We start from the raw sequence: 15117 nt of genomic DNA on the forward strand, positions 1-15117 counted from the left end.
ATCCTCTCTCCTCTACGATAGGCTTCCCCAAGGAGACGCTAAACGAATTGCACCACACCTTTGTGTTTGTAATTTGACTAATGACTAATGACTAATGACCAATGACAAATGACTATTTATTATGGTGCTAAAAATTAACTACTAAATAAAATGGATACACTATTGCGTAACTCCCGGAGAAAGCTCTCTCAAGGGCTACTATTCTGGCGTGAAGTCGGTGAAAAAACTCCTATAATTTTTTTACATGGTGCTTGGAATGAGAGCAGTCAATGGTTATCTGTGATGGAATCCCTTGCACAAGATTTTCATTGTTTTGCACCTGATTTGCTAGGATTTGGTGAATCAGAAAATCCTAATATCCACCATTCGATAGATTTACAAGTTGAATGTCTAGCTGAATTTTTGCAGGCTGTGAAGCTAGAAAAAGTATATTTAGTGGGGCATTCTCTTGGGGGTTGGATTGCTGCTAGCTATGCTTTAAAGTATCCAGAGAAAGTTGATGGTGTGGTACTGCTAGCACCAGAGGGCGTAGAGATAGCAGGACAAGAAGAGTATTGCCAGAAGATGCGGCGATTATTGAATTATCCACCACTAATAGTTAAATTTTTGCGATCGCTCAGTCCTTTGACTAAAATCCTGGGTTGGCATGAAAAAATTGCCCAAGACTTGCAGTTGCGTCAATCGCTATTGCCGTATCCCATAGGTTGCCAGTTACTTTTCAAACGGCGACAAGTAGAAATTGAGGCGGAATTACTGCAAAAGCAGCTTTATATGATCGATGTCCCAGTTTTTATTTTACAAGGTGGCCAAGATACACCAGATGCTTTAGCCAGAAGCCGTGTTTATGCTCAACTAATATCAAAAGTCGAGTTGAAAATGATTGCCCATGCCGGAAATGACTTACCAGAATCTTCTGCTGAAGTAGTGGCGATCGAGATTCGGGAGTTTATTAAAGAGAATTGAGCATTTGGACTTACTGTGTTGCTGAACAATACCGTAAAGTATGCAATTTTACAAAGAATTGGTATTATTATTTTTTAACAAAGTAATGCAATAATCTATACTAAGCCCAAAGCGGCTTCATACAGATTATTAAATTGGAAAAACTTTTTTGATGGAATTAACTCAAAAGCTTTGTATCGCTATTACTGCTGGAGTAGTGATGAGCTTGGGTTTATTAAAAGCTGTCCCAGTCCAGGCAGTTACACTCAACTTTAACTGGAATGGTAATGCTGGGTATTCAGCTAGAGGCTCATTTTCCTATAATGAAACTCAAGGTTATAGAACCATAAACAATTCAAAAGTTCAATCCATCGCAGTTTCTTTTTTTGACCCAAGTCAAAAATTGTTGAATAGTTTTGCTCCGATTACTAATGCGAGTATTGTTTATGATTTTTTAGACTTCAACTACGATACAGCCACTAAGTCTTTGTTTGGGTACTTTGATGTAGGTCAGGATAACGCGCAAAGTACAGATTATTATCTGTTCGGAACTGTTGGTTTAAGCCTTACTTTGAGAAATCCTACTGAGGGAACAATAGATCAAAACAATGGATTAATTAATATTACCTCTACTACTCCAGTCCCTGAACCATTAACAACAAGTGGCACAGTTCTCGCTGGTAGCATCGCCTGGTTAATAAAGCGTAGACAAGTTGCTGCTCAGAAAACCAAAGCTTAACCCTCTTGGGTCACTCTGATAAAACTTTAATTTTTCGTTGGCTGAAATATCAAAAATTCTTTAACTTTTCCAAGATTGATAAAAGCTGGTAAAGGAAATCCAAAGCTTTTGCCATCAGCTTGAATTGTTCTGGGAGAATAAAATTCAAAAACAATTTTTAAAATTAAAACAATAACTGAGTTTAAAGGTTTATTTCTTAATATTATATTTCTCATTAATGATCTTTTTTAATGAAAGTCTTATCTAGGAACGAGTATTTTTCTCCATAAAGAGTGATTAAGAAGCGATTAAAGGGCGCTATTTAAGACTAGTAATTTGTGAAGAATGTTTACAGATAAATTGATATAAACCAGAATTTTAATTGTGAAATTAGTAGCAATTAGACGGATGATAAAGTCACAACAAAAATTCAACAAGGATATTTTAGTGTGAAACCTCATCTAACAAAATACTATAAGCTATTAGTTCTTTTTGTCTGTACGACGTTGTTTGTCTTTTTCGGTCAGATAGTTATTGCTCAAAGTAACTATAATCTAGTCGCTCAAGGGAAGCAAAGAGTACAACTGATTGTGGGTGGTGATTTTATCGTAACGATGAACAAGGCACAACCCGTCATCCAGAATGGGGCGATCGCCATTAGGGATGGCAAAATTGTTGCGGTAGATACACAATACAAAATCATGGCATCTTACACAGCCGACAGGACGCTGCCAGGCGACGGTCTGGTGCTGATGCCGGGTCTGGTCAACGGTCATTCTCACTCAGCAATGGTTCTGTTTCGTGGTCTTGCGGATGACTTAGCGTTGCAGGATTGGCTCCAGAATTACATCTTCCCAGCAGAAGGAAAGTTCGTTGATGAAAATTTTGTCCGCGTTGGCGAACAGCTTGCTTGCTGGGAGATGATACGTGGTGGTACAACAACGTTTGTTGATATGTACTTTCAGCCAGATGTCGCTGCCAAAGTCGTTAGTGAATGCGGCTTACGCGCCATTATTGCGCCCTCGTCAATAGATTTTCCTAGCCCTGGTTTCAAAGGATGGGATGATGCCTTTGCCTCGGCGATAAATTTTCTGAAACTTTGGAAAGGCAAGAACGAACGTATAATACCAGCGATTACTGCACACGCTCCTTACACCGTCTCGCCAGAGCATCTGGTACAAGCTATTCAGGCTGCGCGTCATTACGATGTCCCGTTGACGATTCACCTGGCAGAGACACAAACTGAAGTTAAAGATGTTCAGCAGCGCTATAATGCAACCCCAGTGAAACATCTAGAAAATCTCGGTTTTCTGGAGCCGCGTGTATTTGCCGCACACGTTGTCTGGCCTAACGCAAGTGAAATCGCCCTGCTAGCCAAACGTGGTGTTGGTGTTATCCATAATCCTGACTCGAATTTGAAACTGGCTTCTGGCTTTGCGCCGATTCCGGCGATGCTGAAGGCAGGAGTTAAGGTTGGTTTAGGTACGGATGGAGCCGCATCGAACAACACTCTTGATATGTGGAAGGCAATTCGACTCACCGCCCTCATTCATAAAGGGACTACCCTTGACCCCACTGCTGTATCGGCTAAGACAGTTTTGCGTATGGCAACACTTGGTGGTGCAGAAGCACTTGGCTTATCAGATAAAATTGGTGCGATTAAGGTGGGACTTCAAGCAGACCTAATTCAAGTCCAGCTTAAAGAACCACACTTGCTCCCGCTTTACGATGTCATCTCCCATCTTGTTTATGCAGCAGATGCCCAAGATGTTGATACTGTGATTGTAAATGGGCAAGTTCTAATGGAAAAACGTCGGATGCTCACGATTGACACTGAGAGGATTCGCCGTGAAGCTACTTCCATTGCTCAGAGAATCAAAGCTCAATTCCGACCTTCTAATTGATAAATCTTAAGCTGCTCTGGGTCTAACTTAGAGCAGTTTTACTATTTCTCGCATTCCCCAAAAAATTAAATTTGGTTCTACAATCAAGCGTCCTGTAATTTCAGGATATAAAGTTCGCAGATAATTTAGTAATAAAGTGCGATCGCCCCCTTTAATTGCAATATTACCATTAGGAAATAATTGCAACCAGGCTTCAATAAAATATTTGATTCCAGCTAAGACTGTGTAAATTACTCCGCTTTGAATTGCTTCTTTAGTATTGAGAGCAAAACGTGCTGGTAGAGACGGAAAATTTTGCATTTCTACTAATGGTAATTGTCCTGTTTGTTGACCGAGAGTTGCAAATTGCAAGCCTAATCCCGGCAAAATTGCACCTCCAATTAGAGACTTATTAGCATCCGCAGCTGTAAAAGTCAGCGCTGTCCCAGCATCAATTACCAACATCGGAAAACCCCAAGTTGTCCCCGCACCCCACAAAGCTAAAGCGCGGTCAATTCCTAGTGTGGGATACACGCCTTTGAGTGGTATTTGGTCTAAGGTAATAATGCGAACATTTGGGTAAGTTTGCCAAATAGCAGTTTGACTGGGAACTACTGAGGCGAGGAAAAGAGGGCAAGGGGGCAGAGAGACAAAAGCGCAAAGGGGTGGAGTATTTGTGAGAAAATTACTTTGTTGATGGGGTGGAGAAATTGTCAGCAATAAATCATCTAGGGTTTGACATTCAGCTAGATGTTGTATGACAGACTCAGGAAAATAGTCGGTATCCCAAGCTGAGTAAAGTGTCTCGCCAAAAAACAATGCCCAATGCAGCCGCGAATTGCCAATTTCCAAGGCTAGCCAAATTTCCTCTCTGTGGCTCTGTGGTTTCACACTTTTAACTTTTTTAAGTCAACTAGAGGTTTTTTAATAAAAATTAACATTAAAGCCGTGTAACAATAAAAGAAGAGGAAGAAATACTCATTGTGTCAAGGAGGGAGTTATGGTAGCACTCACCGAAAAAACTGAAAAACGGCTCACCATACAGACTGTAGAGATTGCTCAAGAGACTACGGCTATTCGCTCTTTGGATTGGGATCGCGATCGCTTCGATATTGAGTTTGGTCTGCAAAACGGTACTACTTATAACTCGTTTCTCATTCGCGGGGAGCAGACTGCCTTAGTTGATACCTCCCATGAAAAGTTTCGTCAACTATACTTTGATACGCTTACTGGACTAATCAATCCAACAGAGATTGATTATTTAATTATCAGTCACACTGAACCAGACCATAGCGGTTTAGTTAAAGATTTGCTGCAAATGGCTCCAGAAATAACCGTTGTCGGTTCTAAAGTGGCGATTCAGTTTCTAGAGGATTTGGTACATCAGCCATTTAAACGGCGGATTGTGAAAAATGGCGATCGCTTAAATTTGGGCAACGATCATGAATTTGAATTCGTGATTGCTCCAAATTTACACTGGCCGGATACCATTTTCAGCTTCGACCACAAAACCAAAACTCTCTACACCTGCGATGCCTTTGGGTTGCACTACTGCTCAGATAGCACCTTTGATGAAGACTTGGCAGCGATCGAAGAAGACTTTCATTACTACTACGATTGCTTGATGGGGCCGAATGCCCGATCGGTTCTGTCTGCCCTGAAGCGGATGGCGGAACTGAAAACCATCGACACGATCGCCACAGGGCACGGCCCGTTATTATCTCACAATGTAGAAGAACTAGTTGGACGTTACCGCACTTGGAGCCAAAGCCAAACCAAGGCAGAAACAACAATTGGGATATTTTACGTTTCCGAATACGGATATAGCGATCGCCTTGCGCAAGCAATTGCCAACGGTATCGGTAAAACTGGTGTCGCCGTGGAAATTGTCGATTTGGGATCTGAAGTCGATTTACAAGAACTGCGGGAACTAGTTAGCCGTTGTGCTGGACTAGTCGTTGGACTACCTCCGGCTTCTGGTGGTGCGAATATCCAAGCTGCACTCAGCACAGTTTTAGGATCTGTCAAAGAAAAACAAGCTATCGGCGTGTTTGAAACCGGCAGTGGTGATGATGAGCCAATAGATCCTTTGGTGAGTAAATTCCGTAATTTGGGTTTGACAACAGTTTTTCCACCAATTCGGATTAAACAAACGCCTACGGAAAATACCTACAAGTTGTGTGAAGAAGCGGGTACAGACTTAGCTCAATGGGTAACACGCGATCGCAACATCAAAGCGATGAAATCCCTTGGTGCTGACTTAGATAAAGCACTAGGTAGAATCAGCGGTGGGTTATATATTATTACTGCCAAAAAAGGCGATGTATCCAGTGCCATGCTAGCCTCTTGGGTTGCTCAAGCTAGCTTCAAACCCTTGGGATTCTCCATTGCAGTCGCCAAAGATCGGGCAATTGAATCACTCATGCAAGTAGGCGATCGCTTTGTCCTCAACGTTTTAGAAGAAGGCAATTTCCAACCATTAATGAAACACTTTTTGAAACGGTTCGCCCCTGGTGCAGATCGTTTTGAAGGAGTGAGAACTCAGCCAGCCGAAAATGGTGCGCCTATCCTCAACGATGCGCTTGCCTACATGGAGTGCGAAGTCATCAGCAGAATGGATTGCGGCGACCATTGGGGAGTATATAGCACAGTCTACGCCGGAGGAGTTTCTAAACCAGAAGCTTTGACTGCTGTGCATCATCGTAAAGTTGGTAATCATTATTAGGGATTGGGTGATTGGGTACTGGGGACTGGGGACTGGGAACTGGGGACTAGAGACTAGTGACTAGAGACCGAGGACTAGGAACTGGGGACTAGAGACTAGTGACTAGAGACCGAGGACTGGGGACTAGGAACTGGGAAAAAGTTTTCCAAATACCCAGTACCCAATCCCCAATCCCCAGTACCCAATCACCCAATCCCCAGTACCCAATCCCCAATTCCCAATAAAGCCATGTCAAAAAACAAACCCCGTGACGTTCAAGTTTTCCCCATTGCGACAGATACGAGAATACTGCGATCGCGCAGTTGGTCAAGGCTGAGATTTGAAATTGAATATGCTCTTGCTAAGGGTACAACTGCTAATTCTTATTTAATCGAAAGTGAGAAAACTGCCATCATCGATCCTCCAGGGGAAACCTTTACGCAAATTTATTTAGAAGCTTTACAGCAACGTTTCCATCTAGAAGATTTAGATTATGTAATTTTGGGACACGTAAATCCTAACCGGGCTGCAACTTTAAAAGCTTTGTTAGAAATTGCGCCGCAAATCACCTTTGTGTGTTCTAATCCAGGAGCGAGAAATTTACGTGCGGCGCTGGAAAATCCAGATTTGCAAATTCTTGTGATGCGCGGCGAAGAAACTCTAGATTTGGGTAATGGGCATAATTTACAATTTATTCCCACTCCCAATCCCCGCTATGCAGATCAACTTTGTACCTACGACCCGCAAACAGAAATTCTGTACACAAATAAGTTGTTTGGGGCGCACGTTTGTGGAGATCAGGTCTTTGATGAAGGTTGGGAAATATATAACGAGGATCGGCGCTATTATTTTGATTGCCTGATGGCTCCCCACGCCCGTCAAGTTGAAACAGCACTGGAGAAATTAGCTGATTTCCCCGTGCGAATGTATGGTACTGGACACGGGCCTTTGGTACGCTATGGCTTAATCGAACTAACCAAAGCTTATCGAGAATGGAGTCAACAGCAAACTTCTGCTGACTTGACAGTGGCGTTAATTTATGCTTCAGCTTACGGAAATACAGCCACATTAGCCCAAGCGATCGCTCGTGGGATTACAAAAGCTGGTGTTGCTGTAGAATCGATTAACTGCGAATTTACGGAACCAGAAGAAATCCGAGCGGCTGTGGAAAAAGCCGGTGGTTTCATCATCGGTTCTCCTACTCTTGGCGGTCATGCACCAACACCCGTACAAACAGCTTTAGGAATTGTCCTATCCACCGCTACTAACAATAAACTTGCTGGTGCTTTCGGTTCCTTTGGCTGGAGTGGGGAAGCAGTTGATTTAATTGAGGGTAAATTAAAAGATGCTGGCTATCGGTTTGGTTTTGATACCATCCGCGTAAAATTCAAACCCGACGATGCCACCTTGCAATTGTGTGAAGAAGCTGGAACCGACTTTGCCCAAGCACTGAAGAAAGCGAGAAAAGTGCGATCGCAGAGTCTTCCTGCAACAAATGTAGAACAAGCAGTTGGTCGGATTGTCGGTTCTCTTTGCGTTCTCACAGCCAAAGAAGGCGATCGTTCCAGTGCCATGTTAGCTTCTTGGGTATCTCAAGCCAGTTTTAGTCCACCTGGTTTAACCATCGCCGTTGCCAAAGATCGGGCAGTAGAAACACTGACGCATACAGGAAACAAATTTGTCCTCAATATCCTCAAGGAAGGGAATCACCTGGGATTGATGAAGCACTTCCTCAAACCTTTTGGGCCAGGACAAGACCGATTTGCTGATGTCGCCGCCGAAGAAGCTGAAAGCGGTTCTCCTATACTTACGGATGCTCTAGCATATCTTGAATGTTCCGTAAAAAACCGCATGGAATCTGGCGACCACTGGCTGGTTTATGCGACTGTAGAGAATGGCAAATTGTTGGATACTGATGGCGTCACAGCCGTGCATCATCGCAAAACCGCAACTCATTATTAATTAGGGACTGGGTACTGGGGATTGGTAAATTCTTCCCCCAGTGTCTATTACGTACAGCTTTGTGCTTCCCGTAGACTATTAATAATTATGAATTAATATTAGACCTTTCTGGAAAATAACGTATCATAAAATCTTGTGGTGTCAAAATGGAAATTCTATTAAACTCTATTAAAACCAATAAATCTAAATCACCAGTAATAATTGCTTCAGCATTTGCAGCAATAGCCGCAGCCAGAACTATAGTATCTTTTGGATCGCGTAATTGAGGAGCGCTGACAGAAACAGTTAGACAAAATTGGAGTACATCTTTTGTAGCATTAATTATATCTTCTACTCTTAAATTTAAAGACTCGATTTTAGACTGAAATTTTGGACGGCGCAAAGTTGTTTCTAACTCTAAAAATAAAGCATCAGATACAAATATAGTTATTTTCTGCTCCTCTGCCAGTAGCAAAATTATATCTGGCACTCCTCCCCAAAGCAATGCTGAAATCCAAACATTTACATCAACTACAACCCTCATGTTTCAGTCCAAAGTTCTTGCCTAACTTCTTTGACTATTTGATTAATTTCTTCGAGACTTGGTTGATTTGGATCTGAACCAGCCTGCATCACTCGTTGCCTTAATTCTTTTAATGTTAATCGGTTGTTCGTTTTTTTAAACACAATTTCATTTTCGGTAACAAATACTTCATATTCTGTACAAGGCTGAAGCTTTTCCAAAACCTCTAGAGGAATTTCTAGCTTTCCATCAGCTGTGACTTTGGCAATAATAGTTGTGTTCATAATCTCAATCTTCAGGTTTGATTCGATTTTATTCTTTTCTTGGTCTACATTTAGTGATTAAATAAACGTCAGTTCGATGAACCTCTCCCCAACCCCTCTCCGGCGCGGAAAGGGGCAGAAATATTCTTAGTTGACAACGAGAAAATTATGGTTTCAAAGCCTCTCTCCCTGCGGGGGAGAAAAATGGAAGTAGGGTTTTTTAGATCCGTCGAATTCACGTTAAATAAGAACCTCAGCTTCCGCCACAAAAGCTTCTCGAGCTGGTGATTGCTCTTCTAAAACCTCTTGACCAAATATCTCTATATGGCAGCGGATAGCAGATTTAACATCAGCTAGTGCTTGTTCATAGCTGTCACCTTCGCCAACTACAACCCCCTTGATACCCAAGGGACATGCTACGTAATCGTCATTATGTTTTTCAACAATAATTTTGATTGCTCTCATTGTCTATATAAAAGAACGGCTGAAAAATTTGGGGGGGAATGTAGGAGTTACATACAATAAATCCTCCAGCTTCTTAAAAAGTTGGCTTCTAGAGTTGTGGCTATTTGCTAAAGCTGTAAATTTGCTGCGTCTCCAAGCGATCGCTAATCGATGAAGGCAGTGTACCATCGGCGAATGTCTGCCGATCTAGTTGGACTTGTAAATTACTTAAAGGATCGCAACCAGAAGATATCAGAAATTCTAGTTTCTGGATGTAAGGCACAGTTGCTAGGTTATCCAGAATTTGAAAGATTGCCTGTATGTAAGGATGACCACTCTGCTGATACCAATCACAGCTAGCAACTTTTGCCTGATCGAAACCCAAATGTACTGTCAACGATGGCTCGTCAAATATAGCGATCGCTAAGGGACGCGCTTCTTCCTGCAATAATAGATCGTTACTTTTTGCTAAGTGTCGCAGTTTTTCTAAGCGTTCATAACGTTCCGTCACAACTTCCGGGTCATCTTGCCAGTGGATTGCTACTGTTACTAGATAAGTTTGTAACAGCATGTGACCCAGCTTTTTCGCCTTTGTCGCCAGATAATAGGAATTGTAGTCGTTTGCCTCAATTAACAATGGCACGCGATCAACTACTTCCAGCCCATAACCCTTGACACCTGCAATTTTACGGGGGTTGTTAGTAATTAGGCGAATTTTTTTGATGCCCAAATCCATGAGCATTTGTGCCCCCATCCCGTAGTCTCGCAAGTCAGCAGGAAATCCCAAACGCTCATTTGCTTCGACTGTATCTAGTCCCATATCCTGCAACGAGTAGGCTTTCAGCTTGTTAATCAAACCAATTCCCCGCCCTTCTTGACGCAGGTATACAACTACACCTTGACCAGCAGATTCAATCATTTTCAGTGCAGCTACAAGCTGCATCCGACAGTCGCAGCGCAAAGAACCCAAAGCGTCACCAGTTAAGCATTCTGAGTGCATCCGTACCATCACTGGCTCATCTTTGAAATTAGCTGGATCGCCCTTGACAATTGCAACGTGTTCTGTATTATCCAGAGTATGGCGATAGGCGTAAATTTCAAACTGACCGAATTGACTAGGTAACTTGGTAATTACCTCACGATACACTAGGCGATCGTGCTGTAAACGATAGCTGATTAAATCCGCAATACTAATAATTTTTAAATTGTGACGTTTCGCGTATTCAACTAACTGCTGCAACCGCGCCATTGAACCATCAGAGTTTTGAATTTCACAAATTACCCCCGCTGGGTATAGCCCTGCTAATCTCGCTAAGTCCACAGCCGCTTCCGTATGTCCTGCGCGTTTGAGTACGCCTCCAACCTTAGCTCGAATTGGAAAAATATGACCAGGACGACGCAAATCGGTAGGTTTTGTGGCTGGATTGAGAGTAACCTGGATAGTGCGGGCGCGGTCTTCTGCTGAAATGCCTGTAGTGACACCTAATTCTGGCCCGGCATCAATACTGACAGTGAAAGCAGTTTGGTTAGTATCTGTAATATTGCTTACCATCAAGGGTAAGTCTAGCTCGTCTAGGCGATCGCCTGTCATTGCCAAACAAATTAGTCCTCTTGCTTCCACCGCCATAAAATTAATCATGTCGGGTGTAGCAAATTGGGCAGCACAAATTAAGTCGCCTTCATTTTCTCTATTTTCATCATCTACCACTACAATGACGCGACCAGCTTTTAGGTCCGCTAAAGCGGCATCAATCGAATCAAATTTAAAAGCTTGGGTAGGATTAGGCTGTGACACAGAAGATTTCCAGCTATAAACGTAAATTTTTTTAACAATTTCTTCTTTTAGATTGTAGCTCCTTTATAAGGCAGAGAAGTAGACTAGCAATGATTTGATAACGGGGCAAAAATTTTTGCGATTAAAAGTGCGGATAAAGTGCAACGACAGTAAAGGACGAAGGGGATGAGGAAGCATAATAATCATTTGTTTGCTCCCCCATCTTCTAGAGAACAAAGTAGAGGGGTTTAAGACCTTTTGTGCGCTGCGCGTCTGGTCGCTGATATTGTTGATAGCTGAGAACGAATTAACCATTCATGGGATAAGGATTTGGGATCATGGGCAAATTTAGACGCGTACCCGTTGGGATTGTTGGCGCGTCGGGCTATGGTGGAGTGCAATTAGTACGACTACTGATGGATCACCCAGAAGTCGAAATGGTTTATTTAGGAGGTGAGACTAGTATCGGGAAATCCTTTGGGGATCTCTACCCGCATCTGGCTCATGCAACTAACCTGCTAATAGAGGCAGTAGAACCAGAAATAATTGCTCACCGCTGTGAAGTAGTTTTCCTGTCTTTACCAAATGGTCTGGCTTGCCAAATCGCACCCAAACTTTTGGAAAAAGGATGTAAAGTACTAGATTTGAGTGCAGACTATCGATTTAGTGATTTGACAACTTATACCAATTGGTATGGTACAGAGAGAAGCGATCGCACAATTGCAGCGACAGCAGTTTATGGATTACCAGAACTTTATCGCGATCGCATTGCCGAAGCTCAACTTATTGGCTGTCCCGGTTCCTATGCCACTGCTAGTCTTCTTGCACTTTCGCCACTTTTAAAGCAAGGCTTAATCAGACCGGAAACAGCTATTATCGATGCCAAGTCTGGCACATCTAGCAGCGGACAGCAGGCTCAAACCAACTTATTACTAGCTGAAGCCGACAACTCCATAACAGCTTTTAATGTTGGTCGTCACCGTCATACCCCAGAAATTGAGCAAATTTGCAGTGACTTAGCTGGTCACGAACTCATGATCCAATTTACACCGCACCTTGTCCCAATGGTACGCGGTATTTTGGCAACAGTATATGCCACAATGAGCGACCCAGGTTTAGTACGAGATGATTTAATCACAATTTTCTCAGCCTTCTACCGCAACTCTCCTTGGGTAAAAGTCTGCGGTAGCGGCGTTTACCCCCAAACCAAGTGGGCGAGCGGCAGCAATCTTTGTTACATCGGTGTAGAAGTTGACCCACGCACGGGTCGCGTAATTGTCATGTCAGCAATTGACAATCTAATTAAAGGACAGGCGGGCCAAGCTATTCAGTGTCTAAACCTGATGATGGGTTGGGATGAAACCTTGGGGTTGCCCAAGTTGGGGTTTTATCCTTGATTGGGGATTGGGTACTGGGGATTGGGTATTGGGAAGAATTCTTGCCCCAGTCCCTAGTCCCTACTTCGGCCCTAACCCCACAGCACCAGCATAAACGGCGCGATCGCCTAGTTCATCTTCAATTCGCAGCAAGCGATTATATTTTGCTACTCGTTCGCTGCGACACAGAGAACCTGTTTTGATTTGACCGGCACGGGTTGCTACAGCTAAATCAGCGATCGTTGTATCTTCAGTTTCACCAGAACGATGGCTAATTACTGAACGGATACTGTTGCGAGTTGCCAAATCAATTGTTTCCAAGGTTTCGGTGAGAGAACCAATTTGATTGAGTTTAATCAAAATGGCATTAGCGGCTTTTTCCTGGATGCCTCTTTGCAAGCGAGTAGCGTTAGTCACAAACAAGTCATCACCTACCAATTGCACCCGCGAACCTAATTTCTGGGTCAGTAATTGCCAACTTTGCCAATCTTCTTCGTGTAAGCCATCCTCAATTGACACAATTGGGTATTGGTCAACTAGTTGTCCTAAATAATCAATAAATTCAGTCGGGGCGTGAGGTTTACCATCGTAAACATACTGACCATTCTTGTAAAACTCGCTAGCCGCCACATCCAGCGCCAAAGCTACTTGCTCCCCTGGTTTGTAACCAGCTTTCTGAATGGCAGCAACCAGCAATTCTAAAGCCACCTGATTAGATTCTAGGTTAGGAGCAAAGCCGCCTTCATCACCCACACCAGTAAGCAAACCCTTTTCATCTAACACTTGGCTGAGAGTAGCAAACACCTCTGCACCCCAACGCAACGCTTCCCGGAAAGAAGTTGCACCAATTGGGACAATCATAAACTCTTGAAAATCCACGTTATTTGAGGCGTGTGCGCCACCGTTAATCACGTTCATCAACGGTACTGGGAGCAAATTCGCTAAAGGGCCACCCAAATAGCGATATAAAGGAATTTCTAGAGACTCAGCACCAGCTTTAGCAGCTGCTAAGGAAACCCCCAAAATTGCATTAGCCCCCAAATTTTTTTTGTTAGCAGAACCATCGATCGCAATCATTGTACGGTCTAGCAGTTCTTGATTGAGGACATCCAAGCCTAACAATTGTGGTGCAAGTGCTTCTTTGACGTTTTGTACTGCCTTGAGTACACCTTTGCCCCCATAACGACTTTTATCGCCATCACGCAGTTCGTGGGCTTCAAAAGTGCCAGTAGAAGCACCACTGGGAACTTGCGCCAATCCGACAACACTGTTAGCTAAATGCACTTCGGCTTCAATTGTCGGTCTACCGCGTGAATCAAGAATTTCACGGGCTGCGATCGCCTCAATGGCGGTATCTAGAAATTTACTCATCTGTACTTTATCCTTTATTCGAGTGTGTTACGCATCCAGTCCAGTTGCCTAACCCAATCGCTAGCATAGGTGGTTAAGAGACTTTCTCGGCTGAGATTAAAGAAGATTTCCATTATCAAGGATAGGGAGCAATGCCCAGAATGGGTAATTGTTTATTCTGTCCTCTCGGCTTTTAATTCTTTCTGTGACAGCATTTTTACCTTAAGACTTTGAGCTAGGTAAAATGTTTGCAGAGAATAACACTAAATCAATTACAGAGAAAAGGTCAATATGCGATTACTACACACAATGCTGCGGGTGGGCAACCTTGAAGAATCTTTAAAGTTCTACTGTGAAATTCTCAAAATGAAACTGCTGCGCCGAAAAGATTATCCAGGCGGAGAATTTACCCTGGCTTTTGTTGGCTATGGCGACGAAAGCGACAACTCGGTAATCGAACTCACCTACAACTGGGGTGTAGAAAAGTACGAATTAGGTAATGCTTACGGTCACATTGCCCTTGGCGTTGATGATATTTACGCTACGTGTGAAGAAATTCGCACTCAGGGCGGTAAAGTCGTGCGCGAGCCAGGGGCAATGAAACATGGTTCGACGGTAATTGCTTTTGTGGAAGATCCTGATGGGTATAAAATTGAACTGATTCAACTGGGAACTCAAGGTTCGGCAGTCAAACAGGAATCACTTGAGCAACTTGTGAGTCAATAATTCGATCGGGGATTTCCAAAAAATTAATTATCCAGTAGAGTGGAATGTCATTTATCTAAGCTGGATTCAGATCCCCGACTTCTTTAAGGAGTCGGGAATCTGGGCAGCAATTTGTGCTTAAGAGCGATCGGAAAATCTACACTGATGTCTTAAAAAGTTGAGCTAGAGGGAGATTGATTCTTCTGGCATACTGGCATATCGTGCCAATCAACCCAGATAAGCGAGATTTTTCCATTTTTCCCTCTTTGCCTTTCTTTTTAGGCGGGTTAGGGGATCTTCTCTGGGTAAATCCTATTCATATTACCCCACACTGTCGTTAACGATCGATACTAATATAGCAACCGCCAAGGCGGTTAAGCCATAAACTGGAAGTAGACCTTGATGAAAGCTCCAGTAGAACCTCTGGGAAACTGATGCCCAAACCTTATAGTTATGACCTCCGGCAAAAAGTGATCCAAGCAATCTTGCTTGAT

General features: G+C 43.1%; 14 protein-coding genes. 7 read left to right on the forward strand and 7 right to left on the reverse strand.

Features of this window, described 5'->3' with window-relative positions:
- The first annotated feature begins 150 nt into the window (after positions 1-150).
- Entirely contained in the window at positions 151-963 is an 813-nt protein-coding gene (locus tag RMY32_RS09870; RefSeq protein WP_322710931.1) for an alpha/beta hydrolase, read from the forward strand.
- Positions 964-1114: 151 nt separating this feature from the next.
- Complete coding sequence (locus RMY32_RS09875) at positions 1115-1681, forward strand: PEP-CTERM sorting domain-containing protein (protein ID WP_322710932.1); 567 nt, start codon at positions 1115-1117, stop codon at positions 1679-1681.
- 26 nt (positions 1682-1707) lie between these two features.
- On the opposite strand, the gene RMY32_RS09880 is transcribed toward RMY32_RS09875, so the two are convergent.
- On the reverse strand, positions 1708-1896 hold the full coding sequence (locus RMY32_RS09880) for a hypothetical protein (protein WP_322710933.1): 189 nt from the start codon (positions 1894-1896) through the stop codon (positions 1708-1710).
- A 213-nt stretch (positions 1897-2109) separates the two neighbouring features.
- Here RMY32_RS09880 and RMY32_RS09885 point away from each other — a divergent pair, with 213 nt between their 5' ends.
- Positions 2110-3564, forward strand: coding sequence for an amidohydrolase (locus tag RMY32_RS09885; protein ID WP_322710934.1), 1455 nt, complete (start codon positions 2110-2112; stop codon positions 3562-3564).
- 27 nt (positions 3565-3591) lie between these two features.
- On the opposite strand, the gene RMY32_RS09890 is transcribed toward RMY32_RS09885, so the two are convergent.
- Positions 3592-4434, reverse strand: coding sequence for a pantothenate kinase (locus tag RMY32_RS09890; protein WP_322710935.1), 843 nt, complete (start codon positions 4432-4434; stop codon positions 3592-3594).
- A gap of 109 nt (positions 4435-4543) precedes the next feature.
- On the opposite strand from RMY32_RS09890, the gene RMY32_RS09895 reads away from it, so the two are divergent.
- Both RMY32_RS09895 and RMY32_RS09900 read left to right on the forward strand, forming a co-directional pair.
- Positions 4544-6268: a diflavin flavoprotein gene (locus tag RMY32_RS09895; protein ID WP_322710936.1), complete on the forward strand. Its 1725-nt coding sequence runs from the start codon at positions 4544-4546 to the stop codon at positions 6266-6268.
- 228 nt (positions 6269-6496) lie between these two features.
- Positions 6497-8209, forward strand: a complete 1713-nt coding sequence (locus tag RMY32_RS09900) for a diflavin flavoprotein (protein WP_322710937.1) — start codon at positions 6497-6499, stop codon at positions 8207-8209.
- Positions 8210-8294: 85 nt separating this feature from the next.
- Here RMY32_RS09900 and RMY32_RS09905 read toward each other — a convergent pair whose 3' ends face one another.
- The 4 genes from RMY32_RS09905 to ribBA all read right to left on the reverse strand — a co-directional run bounded on the left by RMY32_RS09905 (position 8295) and on the right by ribBA (position 11213).
- Positions 8295-8732 carry a putative toxin-antitoxin system toxin component, PIN family gene (locus RMY32_RS09905; RefSeq protein ID WP_322710938.1) on the reverse strand — a complete coding sequence of 146 codons (438 nt, stop codon included), beginning with the start codon at positions 8730-8732 and terminating at the stop codon, positions 8295-8297.
- Entirely contained in the window at positions 8729-8995 is a 267-nt protein-coding gene (locus RMY32_RS09910; protein WP_322710939.1) for a hypothetical protein, read from the reverse strand. The genes RMY32_RS09905 and RMY32_RS09910 overlap by 4 nt, the downstream gene beginning before the upstream one ends.
- 219 nt (positions 8996-9214) lie before the next feature.
- Positions 9215-9439, reverse strand: a complete 225-nt coding sequence (locus tag RMY32_RS09915) for a hypothetical protein (protein ID WP_322710940.1) — start codon at positions 9437-9439, stop codon at positions 9215-9217.
- A 100-nt stretch (positions 9440-9539) separates the two neighbouring features.
- Positions 9540-11213: a bifunctional 3,4-dihydroxy-2-butanone-4-phosphate synthase/GTP cyclohydrolase II gene (ribBA, locus tag RMY32_RS09920; RefSeq protein ID WP_322710941.1), complete on the reverse strand. Its 1674-nt coding sequence runs from the start codon at positions 11211-11213 to the stop codon at positions 9540-9542.
- Between the two features lie 317 nt (positions 11214-11530).
- Between ribBA and argC the strand changes: the two genes are divergently transcribed.
- Complete coding sequence (argC, locus tag RMY32_RS09925) at positions 11531-12589, forward strand: N-acetyl-gamma-glutamyl-phosphate reductase (RefSeq protein ID WP_322710942.1); 1059 nt, start codon at positions 11531-11533, stop codon at positions 12587-12589.
- A 60-nt stretch (positions 12590-12649) separates the two neighbouring features.
- Here the strand turns inward: argC and eno are convergent, their stop codons facing one another.
- Positions 12650-13939: a phosphopyruvate hydratase gene (gene eno / locus RMY32_RS09930; protein ID WP_322710943.1), complete on the reverse strand. Its 1290-nt coding sequence runs from the start codon at positions 13937-13939 to the stop codon at positions 12650-12652.
- A gap of 270 nt (positions 13940-14209) precedes the next feature.
- Between eno and gloA the strand changes: the two genes are divergently transcribed.
- Entirely contained in the window at positions 14210-14644 is a 435-nt protein-coding gene (gene gloA, locus RMY32_RS09935; protein WP_322687748.1) for a lactoylglutathione lyase, read from the forward strand.
- Positions 14645-15117: the final 473 nt, after the last annotated feature.

This window comes from Nostoc sp. ChiSLP03a (assembly GCF_034531215.2).
Lineage (GTDB): Bacteria > Cyanobacteriota > Cyanobacteriia > Cyanobacteriales > Nostocaceae > Nostoc.

Bases quoted from the DNA above. Each gene is read 5' to 3' on its own strand.
- eno (WP_322710943.1), bottom strand. From the start codon at position 13,939: ATGAGTAAATTTCTAGATACCGCCATTGAGGCGATCGCAGCCCGTGAA.
- RMY32_RS09900 (WP_322710937.1), top strand. From the start codon at position 6,497: ATGTCAAAAAACAAACCCCGTGACGTTCAAGTTTTCCCCATTGCGACA.
- RMY32_RS09915 (WP_322710940.1), bottom strand. From the start codon at position 9,439: ATGAGAGCAATCAAAATTATTGTTGAAAAACATAATGACGATTACGTA.
- gloA (WP_322687748.1), top strand. From the start codon at position 14,210: ATGCGATTACTACACACAATGCTGCGGGTGGGCAACCTTGAAGAATCT.
- RMY32_RS09905 (WP_322710938.1), bottom strand. From the start codon at position 8,732: ATGAGGGTTGTAGTTGATGTAAATGTTTGGATTTCAGCATTGCTTTGG.
- RMY32_RS09895 (WP_322710936.1), top strand. From the start codon at position 4,544: ATGGTAGCACTCACCGAAAAAACTGAAAAACGGCTCACCATACAGACT.
- RMY32_RS09875 (WP_322710932.1), top strand. From the start codon at position 1,115: ATGGAATTAACTCAAAAGCTTTGTATCGCTATTACTGCTGGAGTAGTG.
- RMY32_RS09880 (WP_322710933.1), bottom strand. From the start codon at position 1,896: ATGAGAAATATAATATTAAGAAATAAACCTTTAAACTCAGTTATTGTT.
- argC (WP_322710942.1), top strand. From the start codon at position 11,531: ATGGGCAAATTTAGACGCGTACCCGTTGGGATTGTTGGCGCGTCGGGC.
- RMY32_RS09870 (WP_322710931.1), top strand. From the start codon at position 151: ATGGATACACTATTGCGTAACTCCCGGAGAAAGCTCTCTCAAGGGCTA.
- RMY32_RS09910 (WP_322710939.1), bottom strand. From the start codon at position 8,995: ATGAACACAACTATTATTGCCAAAGTCACAGCTGATGGAAAGCTAGAA.